Genomic DNA, 14,607 nt, shown 5'->3' on the forward strand with positions numbered 1-14,607 from the left:
CTGTCATGTTCAAGCTGCCCCGTCTTCTGCCCGCCCTGCTGCTGGCTTTATGCATGCCCGCCCACGCCAACTGGCACCTCGATGGTGAGTCCTCACGGCTGTCATTCGTCACCGGCAAAAACGGTGACACGGCCGAGGTCCATCGTTTTCTGGTGCTGCATGGCAGCGTCGACCGCAAAGGCGCGGCTGGGCTGCGTATCGAGATGGACTCGGTGAGCAGCGGCATCCCGCTGCGCGACGAGCGCATGCGTGATGACTTGTTCGAGGTTGGCCGTTTTGCCGAGGCGACGGTCAAGGCCCAGCTCGATCTGCGGCCGATCAACGACCTGGCCGATGGGGCGCAGATCGAATTGCGCCTGCCGCTGACCGTCACCCTGCATGGCCAGTCCCACAGCTACAACGCTCTGCTGCTGGCAACCCGCTTGGATGCGCGACGCTTTCAGGTGGTGACCCTCGAACCCTTGATTCTGCGTGCCGAGGACTTTGGCCTGGCGCCAGGCCTGGAAACCTTGCGCAAGTTCGCCAAGCTCAAGTCCATCAACCCGACGGTACCGGTCAACGCGGTGCTGATCTTCAACGCGCGCTGACATGCCGGGGCCGGTCTTCCCCTGGCGCGAAGGCAATCAGTTCGAGCTGCTGATCGACGGGCCTGAATTCTTCCCGCGCATGCTCCAGGCGATCGAGCGCGCCGAGCGCCAGGTCGACCTGGAGCTGTACCTGGTCGAGGCGGGCGCCTGTGCCGAAGCGGTGGTCGAGGCGCTGGAGCAGGTAGCCCGGCGCGGTGTACGGGTGCGCTGCCTGTTCGACGATTACGGTTCGCTCGCTTTCAATTCCGCCTTGCGCCAACGCCTGCTGGACGCTGGCGTCTACCTGCGCTGGTACAACCGCCTGCGCTGGCGCCGTGGTTTGCGTAACCTGTACCGCGACCACCGCAAGCTGCTGCTGGTGGATGAAAGCTGGGCGGTGGTGGGGGGGACCGGCGTCACCGACGAGTTCTGGACCCCGGGCGAGGCCACCAGCGAGTGGCACGAGGTGATGGTGCAGATCCAGGGCCCGCTGGTCAGCGACTGGCAACTGCTGTTCGATCGCCAGTGGCAGGCCAACAACCGCCGTACCGCCTGGCGCCCCCCCGAAGGCTTCGGCCTGCCACGCCTGCCCAAGGTGCCCGCGCAAGGGCAGGGCATGGGCCGAGTGGCCTACGCCGACGCCCGCCAGCACCGCGACATCCTGCATTCGCTGGTGCGTGCACTGAACAGTGGCAAGCAACGGGTGTGGCTGGCCACGCCTTATTTTCTACCCACCTGGAGCGTGCGCCGCTCGCTGCGCCGGGCTGCGGGTAAAGGCGTCGATGTGCGCCTGCTGCTCACCGGCCCGCGCACCGATCACCCTTCGGTGCGTTATGCCGGCCATCGCTATTACCCCCGTTTGTTGCGCGCCGGGGTGCGAATTTACGAATACCAGCCATGCTTCCTGCATCTGAAAATGGCCCTGGTGGACGAGTGGGTCAGCATTGGTTCGTGCAATTTTGACCACTGGAACCTGCGCTTCAACCTGGAGGCCAATGTCGAGGCACTGGACCCACCGCTGACGGCCGCCGTGCTGGCCAGCTTCGAGCGCGATTTTGCCCTCAGCGAAGAAGTCGACCTGGACCACTGGCACGCACGACCGTTGTGGCGCCGGGTGAAACAGCGGGTGTGGGGCTGGCTGGACCGGCTGGTGGTCAACCTGCTCGACCGCCGCGACTGAGACCGGCTATCGTGCAGTGACTGTTCCCCTGCAAACGAAGGAGTGGATGCGATGACGGCGAAGAAGATTCTCATGCTGGTGGGCGACTACGTCGAAGACTACGAGGCGATGGTGCCGTTCCAGGCCCTGAGCATGGTCGGCCACACGGTGCACGCGGTGTGCCCGGAAAAAATCGCCGGGCAGACCGTGCGTACGGCGATCCATGATTTCGAGGGCGAACAGACCTACGGTGAAAAACCGGGGCACAACTTTGCCTTGAACCATGACTTCGTGCAGGTGCGCCCGGAAAGTTACGATGCCTTGTTGATTCCCGGTGGGCGTGCCCCGGAATATTTGCGCCTGGATGAGCGGGTGCTGGCGTTGGTGCGCGCCTTCGATCAGGCCGGCAAGCCGATTGCTGCGGTGTGCCATGGTGCTCAGTTGTTGGCGGCGGCAGGGGTGCTGGAGGGGCGCCAATGCAGTGCCTATCCGGCCTGTGCGCCGGAAGTGCGGCTGGCGGGTGGCACATTCATCGATATCGCGGTGGACCAGGCGCATGTCGATGGCAACCTGGTGACGGCGCCTGCATGGCCTGCGCATCCTGCCTGGCTGGCGGCCTTCCTGGAGGTGTTGGGCACGCGTATTAGCTGACGCGTCCGATAGCGGTCACGGAACAATACCTGTCGCGCAGGGAAAAGGCGCAGTGTCGAGTCGGATGGTAGGGTTTCCCCTTGTCATCCACACCGACAGGACGACCGGCAAGTATGCAAATACGCCTGTTGCACGGCGCCGCTATCGCGCCCTACATCGATGAACTCGCTCGCCTGCGCCTGACCGTGTTTCGTGAGTTTCCCTATCTGTATGAAGGTACCCCGGAGTACGAGACCGATTACCTGGCGGCCTATGCCCGCTCTGGCCGCAGCCTGGCGGTGCTGGCGCTGGAGGACGGCAAGGTGGTCGGCGCCTCGACCGGGGTGCCGCTGGTGGACGTGGCGTCCGCGTTCCAACAGCCGTTCCTGGCGCAAGGGCGCGACCCGGCCAGCGTGTACTATTTCGGCGGTTCGTTGGTGCTGCCCGAATACCGGGGGCGCGGTTTGGGCGTGCGCTTCTTCATCGAGCGCGAGTCTTACGCACATAAGTTGGCCGAGTTCGACTATTGCGCGTTCTGCGCCGTCGAGCGTCCGGGTATGCACCCGCTGCGGCCCGCCAACTACAAACCCTTGCATGGGTTCTGGCGCAACCGCGGTTTTCTGCACGATCCTTCGTTACGCACCACATACGCCTGGCGTGACCTGGACGAACAGGAAACGTCCGACAAGATCATGTCGTTCTGGCTCAAGGAACTGCCGGTGTAACTCACCCGAGCCGTTCGAACGCGTTCCATGAATGAAAACGCCCGGCAAAATGCCGGGCGTTTCGATCAAGCCAGTCGGTGAATTACTTCACCTCAACGGCCAAGCTCTCGGCAATCTTGCCCTGCCACAGCGCAGGCCCGGTGATGTGCACCGACTCACCGTTGCTGTCCACCGCGACGGTAACCGGCATGTCCTTCACGTCGAACTCGTAGATCGCTTCCATGCCCAGCTCGGCGAACGCCAGGACCTTGGACTTGCGAATCGCCTGGGCCACCAGGTAGGCGGCGCCGCCGACGGCCATCAGGTACACGGCCTTGTTGTCCTTGATCGCTTCGATGGCGGTCGGGCCGCGCTCGGACTTGCCGATCATGCCCAGCAGGCCGGTCTGTTCGAGGATCTGGCGGGTGAACTTGTCCATGCGCGTGGCGGTGGTCGGGCCGGCTGGGCCTACCACTTCGTCACCGACCGGGTCGACCGGGCCGACGTAGTAGATGAAGCGGCCTTTCAGGTCGACCGGCAGTTCTTCGCCACGGTTGAGCATTTCGACCATGCGCTTGTGCGCAGCGTCGCGGCCGGTGAGCATCTTGCCGTTGAGCAGGATGGTCTCGCCCGGTTTCCAGCTGGCGACTTCTTCCGGGGTGATGTCGTCAAGGTTGACGCGGCGGGCGCTCGGGCCGGCCTCCCAGACGATCTCCGGGTAGGCGTCCAGCGAAGGCGCTTCCAGCTCGGCAGGGCCGGAACCATCGAGCACGAAGTGAGCGTGACGAGTGGCGGCGCAGTTCGGGATCATGCACACCGGCAGGGAGGCGGCGTGGGTCGGGTAGTCCATGATCTTGACGTCGAGCACGGTGGTCAGGCCGCCCAGGCCCTGTGCGCCGATGCCCAGCTGGTTGACCTTTTCGAACAGCTCCAGGCGGATCTCTTCCAGGCGGTTCTGCGGGCCGCGGGCCTTCAGTTCGTGAATGTCGATGGACTCCATCAACACTTCCTTGGCCATCACCGCGGCCTTCTCGGCGGTACCGCCGATGCCGATGCCGAGCATGCCAGGCGGGCACCAGCCAGCGCCCATGGTCGGCACGGTCTTCAGGACCCAGTCGACGATCGAGTCGGACGGGTTGAGCATGGCCATCTTCGACTTGTTCTCGGAACCGCCGCCCTTGGCCGCGACGTCCACTTCGACCTTGTCGCCCGGGACGATCGAGTAGTGGATGACGGCCGGGGTGTTGTCCTTGGTGTTCTTGCGGGCACCGGCCGGGTCGGCCAGGATCGAAGCGCGCAGGACGTTTTCAGGCAGGTTGTAGGCGCGACGCACACCTTCGTTGATCATGTCGTCGACGCTCAGGGTGGCGCCGTCCCAGCGCACGTCCATGCCAACGCGGACGAACACGGTGACGATACCGGTGTCCTGGCAGATCGGGCGGTGGCCGGTGGCGCACATGCGCGAGTTGATCAGGATCTGGGCGATCGAGTCGCGCGCGGCAGGCGACTCTTCACGCAGGTAGGCCTCGTGCATCGCCTGGATGAAGTCGACGGGGTGGTAGTACGAGATGAATTGCAGGGCGTCGGCGACGCTCTGAATCAGGTCGTCTTGCTTGATCACGGTCATGCAGCGCGCTCCTCTTAAAGACGGGAACATTTGTAAAGGCCTTTCGACACTGCACACGGTGTGTCGAAACGCCTGGCAAGGCGCCGGCAGGTCAGGCCGACGTAAAAAGGCGCGGCAGTATAGCGCGCCTGTGGCGGCGAAACACCTGCGTGTGGTCTGGACCATGGTCGGCTGGTGGCGGGCATCCTTTTTGCTGCCAGCACTGGCTTGCCTTAGAGTGGCCCTGTAGACCTGGAGAAATGATGACCATGCCTGAACTCTGCGTGGGCGAGCGCCGCTGGACGGTGCCCACCGGCAGCAACCTGCTCGATGCCCTGAACGAGGCGGGGTTGAATGTGCCTTACAGCTGCCGCGCCGGCAGCTGCCACGCTTGCCTGGTGCACTGCCTGGACGGGCAACCGGCAGATGCCTCGCCCGAGGCGCTGGCGCTGGAAAAGCACGCACAGGGCTGGCGCCTGGCTTGCCAATGCCGGGTGGTAGGTGACTTGCGTGTGGCGGTGTTCGACCCGCTGCAGGACGGGATTTGCGCTCAGGTCTGTGCACTGGACTGGTTTGGCGATGTATTGCGATTGCGCCTGCGGCCCGAGCGGGCGCTGCGTTACCAGGCGGGTCAGCACGTGGTGCTGTGGTGCGGATCGATCGCGCGGCCGTATTCGCTGGCTAGCCTGCCGGGGGAAGATGATTTTCTTGAATTTCATATCGACTGCCAGCGGCCAGGCGCCTTCTGTGACAGCGCCCGTCAGTTGAAGGTTGGCGATACGCTGCGCTTGGGGGAGCTCAGGGGCGGCGCGTTGCACTACGATCCGGACTGGCAGGCGCGACCGCTCTGGCTATTGGCGGCGGGGACCGGGCTGGCGCCGTTATGGGGCATCTTGCGAGAGGCAGCGCGGCAGGGGCATCGGGGCGAAATCAGGATACTGCATGTGGCGCGCGATGGCGCGGGGCATTATCTGTCGGAGTCTTTGCTGGGCATCGAAGGCGTGAGTTTCGAGCCGGTATTGGCTGAACAGTTGGACGAGGCGTTGGCTGCATTGCGCCCCTCATCACGACAGACCGTAGCGCTGTTGTGTGGCTCGCCGGGGAGTGTCGAGCGCTTTGCGCGGCGGCTGTTTATTGCGGGAATACCGAGGAATCAGGTGTTTGCCGATGTGTTCGTCGAGCATGCATGAAATAGGGGCCGCAGAGCGGCCCCTTTGACGGCTATCAGCCGACCAGCGGATCACCGACGTGCAGGATCTTCATGCCGTTGGTGCCACCGATGGTGTGGTAGCTGTCGCCCTTGGTCAGGATCACCCAGTCACCTTGCTCCACCAGCCCACGCTTGAGCAGTTCGTCGACTGCCGCCTGGCTGACCTTGTCGGCCGGCAGCGAGGCCGGGTCGAAGGCGATCGGGTAAACACCGCGGAACATCGAGGTGCGAGCCTGAGTGGCGCGGTGTGGAGTGAGCGCGAAGATCGGCACGTGCGAGCGCAGGCGCGACATGATCAGCGGGGTGTAGCCACTTTCGGTGAGGGCGATGATCGCCTTGACGCCGGGGAAGTGGTTGGCGGTGTACATGGCCGCCAGGGCGATGCTTTCGTCGCAGCGCTCGAAGGTGGTGTGCAGGCGATGGCTGGACTTCTGGTTGGTCGGGTGCTTCTCGGCACCCAGGCAGATCCGCGCCATGGCCTGGACGGCTTCGATCGGGTAGGCACCGGCAGCACTTTCGGCCGACAGCATCACCGCATCAGTGTTGTCGAGCACGGCGTTGGCCACGTCGGACACTTCGGCACGAGTCGGCATCGGGTTCTGGATCATCGACTCCATCATCTGGGTCGCGACGATCACCGCCTTGTTGTTGCGGCGGGCGTGCTGGATGATCTTTTTCTGGATACCGATCAGCTCGGCGTCGCCGATTTCCACGCCCAGGTCGCCACGGGCAACCATGACCGCGTCGGAGGCGGCGATCAAGCCGTCGAGGGTTTCGTCGTCGGCAACGGCCTCGGCGCGCTCGATCTTGGCCACCAGCCAGGCGCTGCCGCCGGCTTCGTCACGCAGCTTGCGGGCGTACTCCATGTCCTTGGCGTCACGCGGGAACGACACGGCCAGGTAGTCCAGGTCCATTTCCGCAGCCAGCTTGATGTCGGCCTTGTCTTTTTCGGTCAGGGCCGGTGCGGTCAGGCCGCCACCTTTGCGGTTGATGCCTTTGTGGTCCGACAGCGGGCCACCGACGATCACCACGCAGTGCAGGGCATCGGCGGTAGCGGTTTCGACGCGCATGACCACGCGGCCATCGTCGAGCAGCAGTTCGTCATTTACGCCGCAGTCCTTGACCAGGTCGGGGTAATCGATCCCGACGATGTCCTGGTTGCCTTCGGTCAGCGGGTGGACGGTGGAGAAGGTGAACTTGTCACCGACTTTCAGTTCGATGCGCTTGTTGCTGAACTTGGCGATGCGGATCTTCGGACCCTGCAGGTCGCCCAGCAGTGCGACGTGGCGGCCATTCTTGGCGGCGATGTCACGGATCAGGCGGGCGCGCGCCTTGTGCTCTTCCGGGGTGCCGTGGGAGAAGTTCAGGCGTGCCACGTCCAGGCCGGCGAGGATCAGTTGTTCGATCACTTCCGGCGAGTTGCTGGCGGGGCCAAGGGTGGCGACGATTTTGGTACGGCGGATGGTCATGCACAGACTCCTATAGTGAAGCGCAGCGAAAGGCTACTCCTCAATTGCGCTGTAGTCATTGTTCCGTTGCACTACCTGCACGCAAGACAGGGTGGCATTTGAACGGTCGGCGTATGCTTGCAAAACCCTGTGAAGATTTGCCGGTGCTGGCCGATACATTGGCATCAAAGGAGATACCCCATGCGAGCCCTGATCGTTTTCGTCCTGGCGGCCAGCGCCGTCGGCTGCACCCGCTGGTCCATGGACCATCACTTGAACAACGCCTACCGCGCCTACGACCGTGGCGATTGCCAGAAGGTCATGCTGGAACTGTCGCAGGTCGACCGCACCAGCCGTGCCCGGCCGTTCATCCACCCGGAAGTTTCGCTGCTGCGTGGCCAGTGCCTGGAACGCCAGCAGTTGTTCGTGGACGCTGCGCAAACCTACGAGTACTTGATTCAGCAGTACCCGCGCAACGAATACGCCTACCGTGCCAAGGCGCGTCTGCAGACTCTGGAGAAGCTTGGCCACTATCGTGCTGGCCAGCCGGCGGTGGCCAGCCCGGTAAATACCTCTCCTTGGCGTTAACACCAAGGTATCGTTTATTTCACGGGATTTGCCGTGCGCGCTGCGCTAACCTGTAACTCAGTTGTTACAACAACCGCCAGTACCGCGTATTCCTGGCACCGGGTACGGACTGCACTTGTGACCATGTTCAACCAGCGCCATATCGAACGCCATCAGTTGCCTTGTGTACTCAAGGTCTTCAACCGCTTCACCGATCAGCCGATCGGGCAGTTGGGCAATGCCTCTGAAGATGGCCTGATGTTGATCAGCCAGCTCCCTGTGCTGGTTGGGCCGGACTACGAGCTGCAGTTGCGTAGGCCGCTGGCCGGGGGCGGCTTTCAGTTCATCAACCTGACCGCCAGTTGCCTCTGGTGCCGCGAAGATCAGACGCCGGGGCATTACGACTCGGGCTTCATGCTGTTGCAGGCGTCGCGCGAATACGACGAGTTCGTGCGCTCGTTGCGCGACTTTTTCAGTTTCAACTCGGCCAACGCTTCTGTCTGAGGTCCGCTAGAATCGGGGCGACCTAGCATCAGGACCGCCCCGTGACCTCCATCTTCTGGCACGACTACGAAACCACCGGCATCAACCCGCGCTGCGACCGCCCGTTGCAGGTGGCCGGTGTGCGCACCGACTTCGACCTCAATGAAGTCGACGAGCCGATCAACCTTTATTGCCGCCCATCCGACGATATCCTCCCTCACCCGGCGGCTTGTCTGGTAACCGGCATCACGCCGCAACAATTGGCTGACAAGGGCCTGTGCGAAGCCGAGTTCATGACCCGGGTGCACGAGCAGCTGGCACGCCCGGGAACCTGTGGCGCCGGCTACAACACGCTGCGCTTCGACGACGAAGTCACCCGTTACAGCTTGTACCGCAACTTCTTCGACCCCTATGCCCGCGAATGGCAGGGCGGCAACAGCCGCTGGGATCTGATCGACGTAGTGCGTACTGCGTACGCCCTGCGCCCGGAAGGTATCGTCTGGCCACAGCAGGACGGGCGCACCAGCCTACGCCTGGAGTTGCTCAGCCAAGCCAATGGCATCGACCATGGGTATGCGCACGAGGCACTTTCCGACGTGCGGGCAACCATCGCGCTGGCGCGGCTGATTCGCCAGCAGCAACCCAAGTTGTTTGAATGGCTGTTCCAGTTGCGCAGCAAGCATAAGGTGATGGAGCAAATCCGTTTATTGCAACCGCTGGTGCATATATCGGGACGCTTCTCGGCAGCCCGTCATTATCTGGGCGTGGTCTTGCCATTGGCCTGGCACCCACATAATCGCAATGCACTGATTGTGTGCGACTTGCATCAGGAAACCCTACCGTTAATAAGGGAAAGTGCCGAGGTCCTTCGTGAGCGGTTGTACACGCGCCATGAAGCATTGGCTGAAGATCTATTGCCGGTGCCTTTGAAGTTGCTGCAGATCAATCGCTGCCCGGTCGTTGCACCACTTTCGGTTTTGCGGCCGGCGGATCAGCAACGGCTGGGTATCGATTTGGCATTGCTGCAAACACGTGCTGACGCATTGGCCAATCAACAGGCACAGTGGCAAGACAAGCTGGAACATATTTACAGCAAGGAAAACTTTACGCCGAGTGAAGATCCGGAGCAGCAGTTGTATGACGGTTTTCTCGGCGACCGAGATCGGCGTCTGTGCGAGCAAGTGCGCACCTTGGACCCCGCTCAGTTGGGGCATGGCCACTGGATGTTCGATGATCCGCGCATGCCGGAGTTGTTGTTCCGTTACCGGGCACGCAACTTCCCCGAGACGTTGAACAGTGAAGAGCGTCAGCGCTGGCATGGCTTCTGTCAGCAGCGGCTCAGCGACCCGCAGTGGGGCGCGCCGAACACACTGGGCGACTTCGAGCAGGCGCGGCAGGGCGCCTTGGCCAACGCCGACGAGGCGGGGCGGCGGGTGCTGGATGCCTGGCAGGCCCATGCCCAGCAATTGTCCGAGCGGTTCGCCGTCAATCCTTGAGTGACGTGTTGCTTGAATAAACAAAAACGCCGGCATTGAGCCGGCGTATTTGTTAGAAGCTGTAACAGGTGAAGGCGGGCAAATCAGTCCAGCAGGGTCGCCCAGCTTTCAACCACATCACCACCCCACTTGGCTTTCCACTCTTTCAGGGTTTTGTGGTTGCCGCCTTTGGTTTCGATTACTTCACCGTTGTGCGGGTTCTTGTATTGCTTGACCTTACGCGCGCGCTTGGTAGCGGTGGCTTTGACTGCACCGCGTGGGGCTTTGCTCAGTTTCGACTCTGGGTCGAGAAGGGCAATGACGTCACGCAGCGACTTGGAGTATTCGCCCATCAAGGTGCGCAGTTTGCCTTCGAACTCCAGTTCTTTTTTCAGCTTGTCATCCTGCGACAGGTTGGCCAGGCGGGCCTGAAGTTCCTTGATGGCTTCTTCGGTAGCGCGGTATTCGTTGATCAGAGACATGGAGTGTTCCTTGATGCGTGTTCGGAAATGTGTGGTGCAATAATAGACAGGCGAAACTCTCAAGTAAACCTATTAATCAGGACATAAACTCTTAATGTGCCTGTGACAAAATATCTCAAGGTTAAGAAAAATTTACATATGGCCCTGCAATTCGTCATGTTTGTCATCTGACTGCAGTGGCAGGTTGTCGCAGCCTGCGCTGCCGGGCGGCGCTGGGGGCGGGCACAATGATTACTGCGTTTTTTCGGGCAGGCCGCTAGAATGTGCGCCTTTGCGAAGTTCTTGGAGTCTTATTCATGCGCACCTATCGTCTGGTGATCGCCTGCCCCGACCGTGTTGGTATCGTGGCGAAAGTCAGTAATTTCCTGGCTTTGTACAATGGCTGGATCAACGAGGCCAGCCACCACTCCGATGAGCAGAGTGGTTGGTTCTTCATGCGCCATGAAATCCGTGCCGAATCCCTGCCGTTCGGTATCGAGGCCTTCCGCGAAGCATTCACGCCGATCGCCGAAGAGTTCTCCATGACCTGGCGCGTGACCGACTCGGCGCAGAAGAAGCGTGTCGTGCTGATGGCCAGCCGCGAATCCCACTGCCTGGCCGACCTGCTGCACCGTTGGCACACCGACGAGCTGGATTGCGAGATCCCATGTGTGATCTCCAACCACGACGACCTGCGCAGCATGGTCGAGTGGCACGGTATTCCGTTCTTCCACGTACCGGTCGATCCGAAAGACAAGGCACCGGCATTTGCCGAGGTATCGCGCCTGGTCCAGGAGCATGCGGCTGACGTGGTGGTACTGGCGCGCTACATGCAAATCCTGCCGCCGCAGTTGTGCCAGGATTTCGCAGAACGGGTGATCAACATCCACCACAGCTTCCTGCCATCGTTCGTCGGCGCCAAGCCTTACCATCAGGCCGCACTGCGCGGCGTGAAGCTGATCGGTGCGACCTGCCACTACGTAACCGAAGAGCTGGACGCGGGTCCGATCATCGAACAGGACGTGGTGCGCGTGAACCATGCCGACAGCATCGAGGACATGGTCCGCTTCGGCCGTGATGTCGAGAAGATGGTGCTGGCCCGTGGCCTGCGCTATCACCTGGAAGACCGCGTGCTGGTGCATGGCAACAAGACGGTGGTGTTCGACTGATAAACCCGGGGGCTGCATTGCAGCCCCTGTTATTTTGGGGGGACGACAATGGCAACTTCCCGCAACAAGCCCACCGCTTCACCGCCACCCACCCTCGGCGAAGGCTGCCTGGCCCGTTACGACCTCGACGCCCTCAGCGAAGAGGATGGGGCCGACTTTGCCGACGCCGCCGATCTCTGGCGCCAGCTCAACCCGCCTGACGCCGCCAGCGCTCCAGCAACGGACGCGCCAGCAGGCAGACGAACACCGGCCCCCCGGCCAGCAGATAAAAGTAATACGTGACCGCGCGCCAGATCAGGATGGCCGCGGCGGCAGTCGAGCTGCCCACCAAGGGCGTCAGCAGGCTGGCCGAGGTCAGTTCGGCGGCTCCGGCGCCACCCGGCAACAGGCTGAACTGGCCGGCGCTGAGCGAGAGCATCTGCACCAGAAAACTGGGGATCCACGAAAGCTCCACGCCCAGGCCTTGCAATACCAGGTACAGCACGCTGTAGCGCAGGCTCCAGTGGGCGCAGGTGAGGGTGAACACCAGCACCAACGTGCGTTTTGGCAGTTGCCAGGTTTGCCCCAGGGCCGCGATGAAAGAAAGCAGTTTGCGCGCCCAGCGGCGTCGGCGCCGTGGCGACATGCCCAGACGCTGTAATAGGCGCCCATTCGCTCGCATCACTGCGCGGCGATAGCGCAGCAGCAACCCTATAGCCGCCAGGGCCGAACACAGCAGCAGGGCACTGCCAAGCAGCATGGTTTCCTGGCTGCGGCCGAGGCTGTGGAACAGGGCGTAGCCGGCAATCGCCAGCATCGCGCAGAAGAAGAACAGCAGGTCGTTCAATTGATCCATGGCAAACACAGCGCCGCTGCGCGCTGGGCCGATGCGTTCGCGGGCCAGTAGCGCCATGAGGGTAAGCGGCCCGCCGCTGCCGCCTGGCGTGGTGCAGATGGCGAACTCGGTGGCCATTACCACGCCGAGACTGCGTACGTGCCCAAGCTGTGCGCCTTGTTGGCCAAGCAGCAGTCGCAGGCGCAGGGCATTGATCATCCAGCACAGCAGGATCATGCCCAGCAGTGTCAGCATCAGGCCGGGGTCGAACGCCTGGAGCCTGGGCACCAGCTCGCTGCCGCCCAGCAACGTCGGTACCAGCACCGCGCACAGCATTGCCAGCGCCAGCCAGCCGAGGCGGCTCATGCGATCACCTGGCGCTCCAGCCAGGCCGATTTGGTCAGTGGCTCGCGGCCTTGCAGCAGCAAGTTGTCGAGCGTTTGTAGCCAGTAGTTACGCGAGGAGCGGTGGCGCATGTCCACCGGGTGCAGGCCAAGACGTAAGGTTTCGGCGGCCCGCCAACGCTTGCACTGCCAGTCGCAAACCACCCTCGACAGGCCGCGGCGCCAGGCGCTGCGGGCGCTCCAGACCAGGCCTGGCGCCGCGTACGCGGTGAAGTCCGGCAAACGATACAAATGCTGGGGAGTGCTGGTATAGCGCAATGGCAGCTGGCGCAGGGCATCGCGCGTGCCCTGACTCATCAGCCAGGCGGGGGCGACGAAGCCGGAGACCGGCCAGCCCTGCTGGGCGAACAACGCCAGGCCTGCTTCCAGGCGTTGCAGGGCCTGCGCCTGGTCCAGGCCATAGAATTCGCCTTCATGGGTGTAGAGGCGGCGCATGAAGAACTCGCCCGGACTGCGTGGCGTCGGCCCTTCGTCGGCATGGTAGAACCCATGCAGCGCCAGTTCGTCGCCCCGCGCCAGTCGCCGTTCGAGTAACCGGCAGAAGGTCGGCGAGCGGGTCAGTGGGTTGCGGTGATGGAAGTCCGGCACCACCAGCCAGGTCATGGGCACGTTGCCCATCTCGTCGACCGCTTGCACGAACGGCTGGTAGTCCGGCCAGGTTTCGGGCGCGATGTCGTGCAGCACCAGCATCAGGCTGCGCGGGGCGATGCTTGCCTCAGCCATGGGCGCGAACCAACGGCTGATGGCCGAGCACCGCTTGATAATGCAGCAGCAGCCCGTTGACGACGTTGTCCCATGAATAGTGCTGCTCGACATGGCTGCGGGCCTGGGCGCCCAGCTTGCGTACGCCGTCCTCGAACACCTCGCGCACAGCCGTGGCCATGGCCAGGCCATCGTTGGCCCGGCACAGGCGTCCGCACTGGTCGTTGACGATCTCGCTGAAGGCTCCGGCGCGCACGGCGACCACGGGGGTGGCGCTGGCCATTGCTTCGAGAATGACCAGGCCGAAGGTTTCCTGGTCACCAGCATGCACCAGCAAGTCGGCACTGGCGACCAGTCGGGCGACCTCCTGCGGTGCGCAGAAATGATTGATCACACTGACATTGCCCGGGACGTTGGCGGGCATGTTCGATCCCACCAGCAGCAAGTGGTAGGGGCGGCCCAGGCGCTGCATGCAGTCGAGCAGCACCGGAAGGTTCTTTTCCCGCGAGCCACGGCCAGCGAAGACCAGCAGCCGGCTGGTGTCGGGGATGCCCAGTTCGGCGCGCAGCTGTGGGTCGCGGTGCTGCGGGTTGAAGGTCTGCAGGTCGACGCCCAGGCGCTGCACATGGACATCACGCACGCCCAGGCGGCGCAGTTTGTCGGCCATCACCTGGCTGGGTGCCAGCACCCGGTCGAAATTGCCGTACAGCTTGCTGACGTAGGCTTCGACATTCGGGGTGAACCAGTTGCCCATGCGGTTGCTGACCAGCAGCGGCAGGTCGGAATGGTAGAAACCGATCACCGGCACGTCGAGCTGCCGCCGCGCCTCCAGGGCAGCCCAGGCTGTGAGGTAGGGGTCGCCCACCTCGATCAGGTCGGGCTTGAGGCCGCGCAGCACATTGCACCAGGGCGCCAGGCGCACCGGGAAACGGTAGCCGTTGCCAAAGGGCAGGGGTGGGGCGGGGACGTGGTAGATGCCATCGGCGTGGCGCGCACTGGCACCGGGGATCAGCAAGCTGTGGCGCACGCCCTGGAGGGCATCGAGGCGGTGGTGTTTGGCATCAAGGTAAGTCCGTACGCCGCCACTGGCCGGGGCGTAGAACATGGTGATGTCAGCGATGTGCACGATCAGCGTCCCTCCGGGATCGTCTTCGGGTCTGTCATCCGGCTGTAATGAGCCGGCGATGACGCGCCTAAAGGTTGACCTAC

Annotated in this window: 15 protein-coding genes; 9 read left to right on the forward strand and 6 right to left on the reverse strand. The window is 62.9% G+C overall.

Going from position 1 to position 14,607, the window contains the following annotated elements; translation table 11 throughout:
• Nucleotides 1-5 precede the first annotated feature (5 nt).
• The 4 genes from ACIQUF_RS20820 (at nucleotide 6) to ACIQUF_RS20835 (ending at nucleotide 3,080) form a co-directional block, all read left to right on the forward strand.
• Nucleotides 6-587: a YceI family protein gene (locus ACIQUF_RS20820; protein WP_403134936.1), complete on the forward strand. Its 582-nt coding sequence runs from the start codon at nucleotides 6-8 to the stop codon at nucleotides 585-587.
• A gap of 1 nt (nucleotide 588) precedes the next feature.
• Nucleotides 589-1,746, forward strand: a complete 1,158-nt coding sequence (locus ACIQUF_RS20825; protein ID WP_403134937.1) for a phosphatidylserine/phosphatidylglycerophosphate/cardiolipin synthase family protein — start codon at nucleotides 589-591, stop codon at nucleotides 1,744-1,746.
• Between the two features lie 51 nt (nucleotides 1,747-1,797).
• Complete coding sequence (locus ACIQUF_RS20830) at nucleotides 1,798-2,376, forward strand: DJ-1/PfpI family protein (protein WP_403134940.1); 579 nt, start codon at nucleotides 1,798-1,800, stop codon at nucleotides 2,374-2,376.
• A 113-nt stretch (nucleotides 2,377-2,489) separates the two neighbouring features.
• On the forward strand, nucleotides 2,490-3,080 hold the full coding sequence (locus tag ACIQUF_RS20835; protein WP_403134942.1) for a GNAT family N-acetyltransferase: 591 nt from the start codon (nucleotides 2,490-2,492) through the stop codon (nucleotides 3,078-3,080).
• An 82-nt stretch (nucleotides 3,081-3,162) separates the two neighbouring features.
• Here the strand turns inward: ACIQUF_RS20835 and ACIQUF_RS20840 are convergent, their stop codons facing one another.
• Nucleotides 3,163-4,686 carry a fumarate hydratase gene (locus ACIQUF_RS20840; RefSeq protein ID WP_403134944.1) on the reverse strand — a complete coding sequence of 508 codons (1,524 nt, stop codon included), beginning with the start codon at nucleotides 4,684-4,686 and terminating at the stop codon, nucleotides 3,163-3,165.
• 248 nt (nucleotides 4,687-4,934) lie between these two features.
• Here ACIQUF_RS20840 and ACIQUF_RS20845 point away from each other — a divergent pair, with 248 nt between their 5' ends.
• Nucleotides 4,935-5,855 carry an iron-sulfur-binding ferredoxin reductase gene (locus ACIQUF_RS20845; RefSeq protein ID WP_403134946.1) on the forward strand — a complete coding sequence of 307 codons (921 nt, stop codon included), beginning with the start codon at nucleotides 4,935-4,937 and terminating at the stop codon, nucleotides 5,853-5,855.
• 34 nt (nucleotides 5,856-5,889) lie between these two features.
• Here the strand turns inward: ACIQUF_RS20845 and pyk are convergent, their stop codons facing one another.
• The gene (gene pyk, locus ACIQUF_RS20850; RefSeq protein ID WP_403134948.1) at nucleotides 5,890-7,344 is read right to left on the reverse strand and encodes a pyruvate kinase; all 1,455 of its coding nucleotides are present in this window, start codon (nucleotides 7,342-7,344) and stop codon (nucleotides 5,890-5,892) included.
• A 180-nt stretch (nucleotides 7,345-7,524) separates the two neighbouring features.
• Between pyk and ACIQUF_RS20855 the strand changes: the two genes are divergently transcribed.
• The 3 genes from ACIQUF_RS20855 (at nucleotide 7,525) to sbcB (ending at nucleotide 9,869) form a co-directional block, all read left to right on the forward strand.
• Nucleotides 7,525-7,911, forward strand: coding sequence for a tol-pal system YbgF family protein (locus tag ACIQUF_RS20855; RefSeq protein WP_403134951.1), 387 nt, complete (start codon nucleotides 7,525-7,527; stop codon nucleotides 7,909-7,911).
• 123 nt (nucleotides 7,912-8,034) lie between these two features.
• Nucleotides 8,035-8,394 (forward strand): PilZ domain-containing protein, encoded by a 360-nt coding sequence (locus tag ACIQUF_RS20860; RefSeq protein ID WP_400800587.1) that lies wholly within the window; start codon nucleotides 8,035-8,037, stop codon nucleotides 8,392-8,394.
• 41 nt (nucleotides 8,395-8,435) lie between these two features.
• Nucleotides 8,436-9,869, forward strand: coding sequence for an exodeoxyribonuclease I (gene sbcB, locus ACIQUF_RS20865; protein ID WP_403134953.1), 1,434 nt, complete (start codon nucleotides 8,436-8,438; stop codon nucleotides 9,867-9,869).
• Nucleotides 9,870-9,952: 83 nt separating this feature from the next.
• Here sbcB and mvaT read toward each other — a convergent pair whose 3' ends face one another.
• Nucleotides 9,953-10,330 carry a histone-like nucleoid-structuring protein MvaT gene (gene mvaT / locus ACIQUF_RS20870; RefSeq protein WP_346614540.1) on the reverse strand — a complete coding sequence of 126 codons (378 nt, stop codon included), beginning with the start codon at nucleotides 10,328-10,330 and terminating at the stop codon, nucleotides 9,953-9,955.
• A 296-nt stretch (nucleotides 10,331-10,626) separates the two neighbouring features.
• Here mvaT and purU point away from each other — a divergent pair, with 296 nt between their 5' ends.
• Entirely contained in the window at nucleotides 10,627-11,478 is an 852-nt protein-coding gene (gene purU, locus ACIQUF_RS20875) for a formyltetrahydrofolate deformylase (protein WP_403134955.1), read from the forward strand.
• Between the two features lie 187 nt (nucleotides 11,479-11,665).
• On the opposite strand, the gene ACIQUF_RS20880 is transcribed toward purU, so the two are convergent.
• From ACIQUF_RS20880 to ACIQUF_RS20890, 3 genes are read right to left on the reverse strand one after another with little or no spacing between them, the layout of a single operon-like run.
• The gene (locus ACIQUF_RS20880; protein ID WP_403134957.1) at nucleotides 11,666-12,658 is read right to left on the reverse strand and encodes a lysylphosphatidylglycerol synthase transmembrane domain-containing protein; all 993 of its coding nucleotides are present in this window, start codon (nucleotides 12,656-12,658) and stop codon (nucleotides 11,666-11,668) included.
• Nucleotides 12,655-13,419: a DUF2334 domain-containing protein gene (locus ACIQUF_RS20885; protein WP_403134960.1), complete on the reverse strand. Its 765-nt coding sequence runs from the start codon at nucleotides 13,417-13,419 to the stop codon at nucleotides 12,655-12,657. Before ACIQUF_RS20885 ends, ACIQUF_RS20880 begins: the two co-directional genes overlap by 4 nt.
• Nucleotides 13,412-14,503 (reverse strand): glycosyltransferase family 4 protein, encoded by a 1,092-nt coding sequence (locus ACIQUF_RS20890; RefSeq protein WP_403135326.1) that lies wholly within the window; start codon nucleotides 14,501-14,503, stop codon nucleotides 13,412-13,414. Before ACIQUF_RS20890 ends, ACIQUF_RS20885 begins: the two co-directional genes overlap by 8 nt.
• Nucleotides 14,504-14,607: the final 104 nt, after the last annotated feature.

This window comes from Pseudomonas sp. NPDC090233 (assembly GCF_044772285.1).
Taxonomy (GTDB): domain Bacteria; phylum Pseudomonadota; class Gammaproteobacteria; order Pseudomonadales; family Pseudomonadaceae; genus Aquipseudomonas.

What these genes read in the sequence shown, in the direction of transcription:
- ACIQUF_RS20880 (WP_403134957.1), bottom strand. Translation starts at nt 12,658, where the DNA reads ATGAGCCGCCTCGGCTGGCTGGCGCTGGCAATGCTGTGCGCGGTGCTG.
- ACIQUF_RS20840 (WP_403134944.1), bottom strand. Translation starts at nt 4,686, where the DNA reads ATGACCGTGATCAAGCAAGACGACCTGATTCAGAGCGTCGCCGACGCC.
- ACIQUF_RS20835 (WP_403134942.1), top strand. Translation starts at nt 2,490, where the DNA reads ATGCAAATACGCCTGTTGCACGGCGCCGCTATCGCGCCCTACATCGAT.
- purU (WP_403134955.1), top strand. Translation starts at nt 10,627, where the DNA reads ATGCGCACCTATCGTCTGGTGATCGCCTGCCCCGACCGTGTTGGTATC.
- ACIQUF_RS20825 (WP_403134937.1), top strand. Translation starts at nt 589, where the DNA reads ATGCCGGGGCCGGTCTTCCCCTGGCGCGAAGGCAATCAGTTCGAGCTG.
- ACIQUF_RS20820 (WP_403134936.1), top strand. Translation starts at nt 6, where the DNA reads ATGTTCAAGCTGCCCCGTCTTCTGCCCGCCCTGCTGCTGGCTTTATGC.
- ACIQUF_RS20860 (WP_400800587.1), top strand. Translation starts at nt 8,035, where the DNA reads ATGTTCAACCAGCGCCATATCGAACGCCATCAGTTGCCTTGTGTACTC.
- ACIQUF_RS20830 (WP_403134940.1), top strand. Translation starts at nt 1,798, where the DNA reads ATGACGGCGAAGAAGATTCTCATGCTGGTGGGCGACTACGTCGAAGAC.
- pyk (WP_403134948.1), bottom strand. Translation starts at nt 7,344, where the DNA reads ATGACCATCCGCCGTACCAAAATCGTCGCCACCCTTGGCCCCGCCAGC.
- ACIQUF_RS20845 (WP_403134946.1), top strand. Translation starts at nt 4,935, where the DNA reads ATGCCTGAACTCTGCGTGGGCGAGCGCCGCTGGACGGTGCCCACCGGC.
- mvaT (WP_346614540.1), bottom strand. Translation starts at nt 10,330, where the DNA reads ATGTCTCTGATCAACGAATACCGCGCTACCGAAGAAGCCATCAAGGAA.
- ACIQUF_RS20885 (WP_403134960.1), bottom strand. Translation starts at nt 13,419, where the DNA reads ATGGCTGAGGCAAGCATCGCCCCGCGCAGCCTGATGCTGGTGCTGCAC.
- ACIQUF_RS20855 (WP_403134951.1), top strand. Translation starts at nt 7,525, where the DNA reads ATGCGAGCCCTGATCGTTTTCGTCCTGGCGGCCAGCGCCGTCGGCTGC.
- ACIQUF_RS20890 (WP_403135326.1), bottom strand. Translation starts at nt 14,503, where the DNA reads ATGTTCTACGCCCCGGCCAGTGGCGGCGTACGGACTTACCTTGATGCC.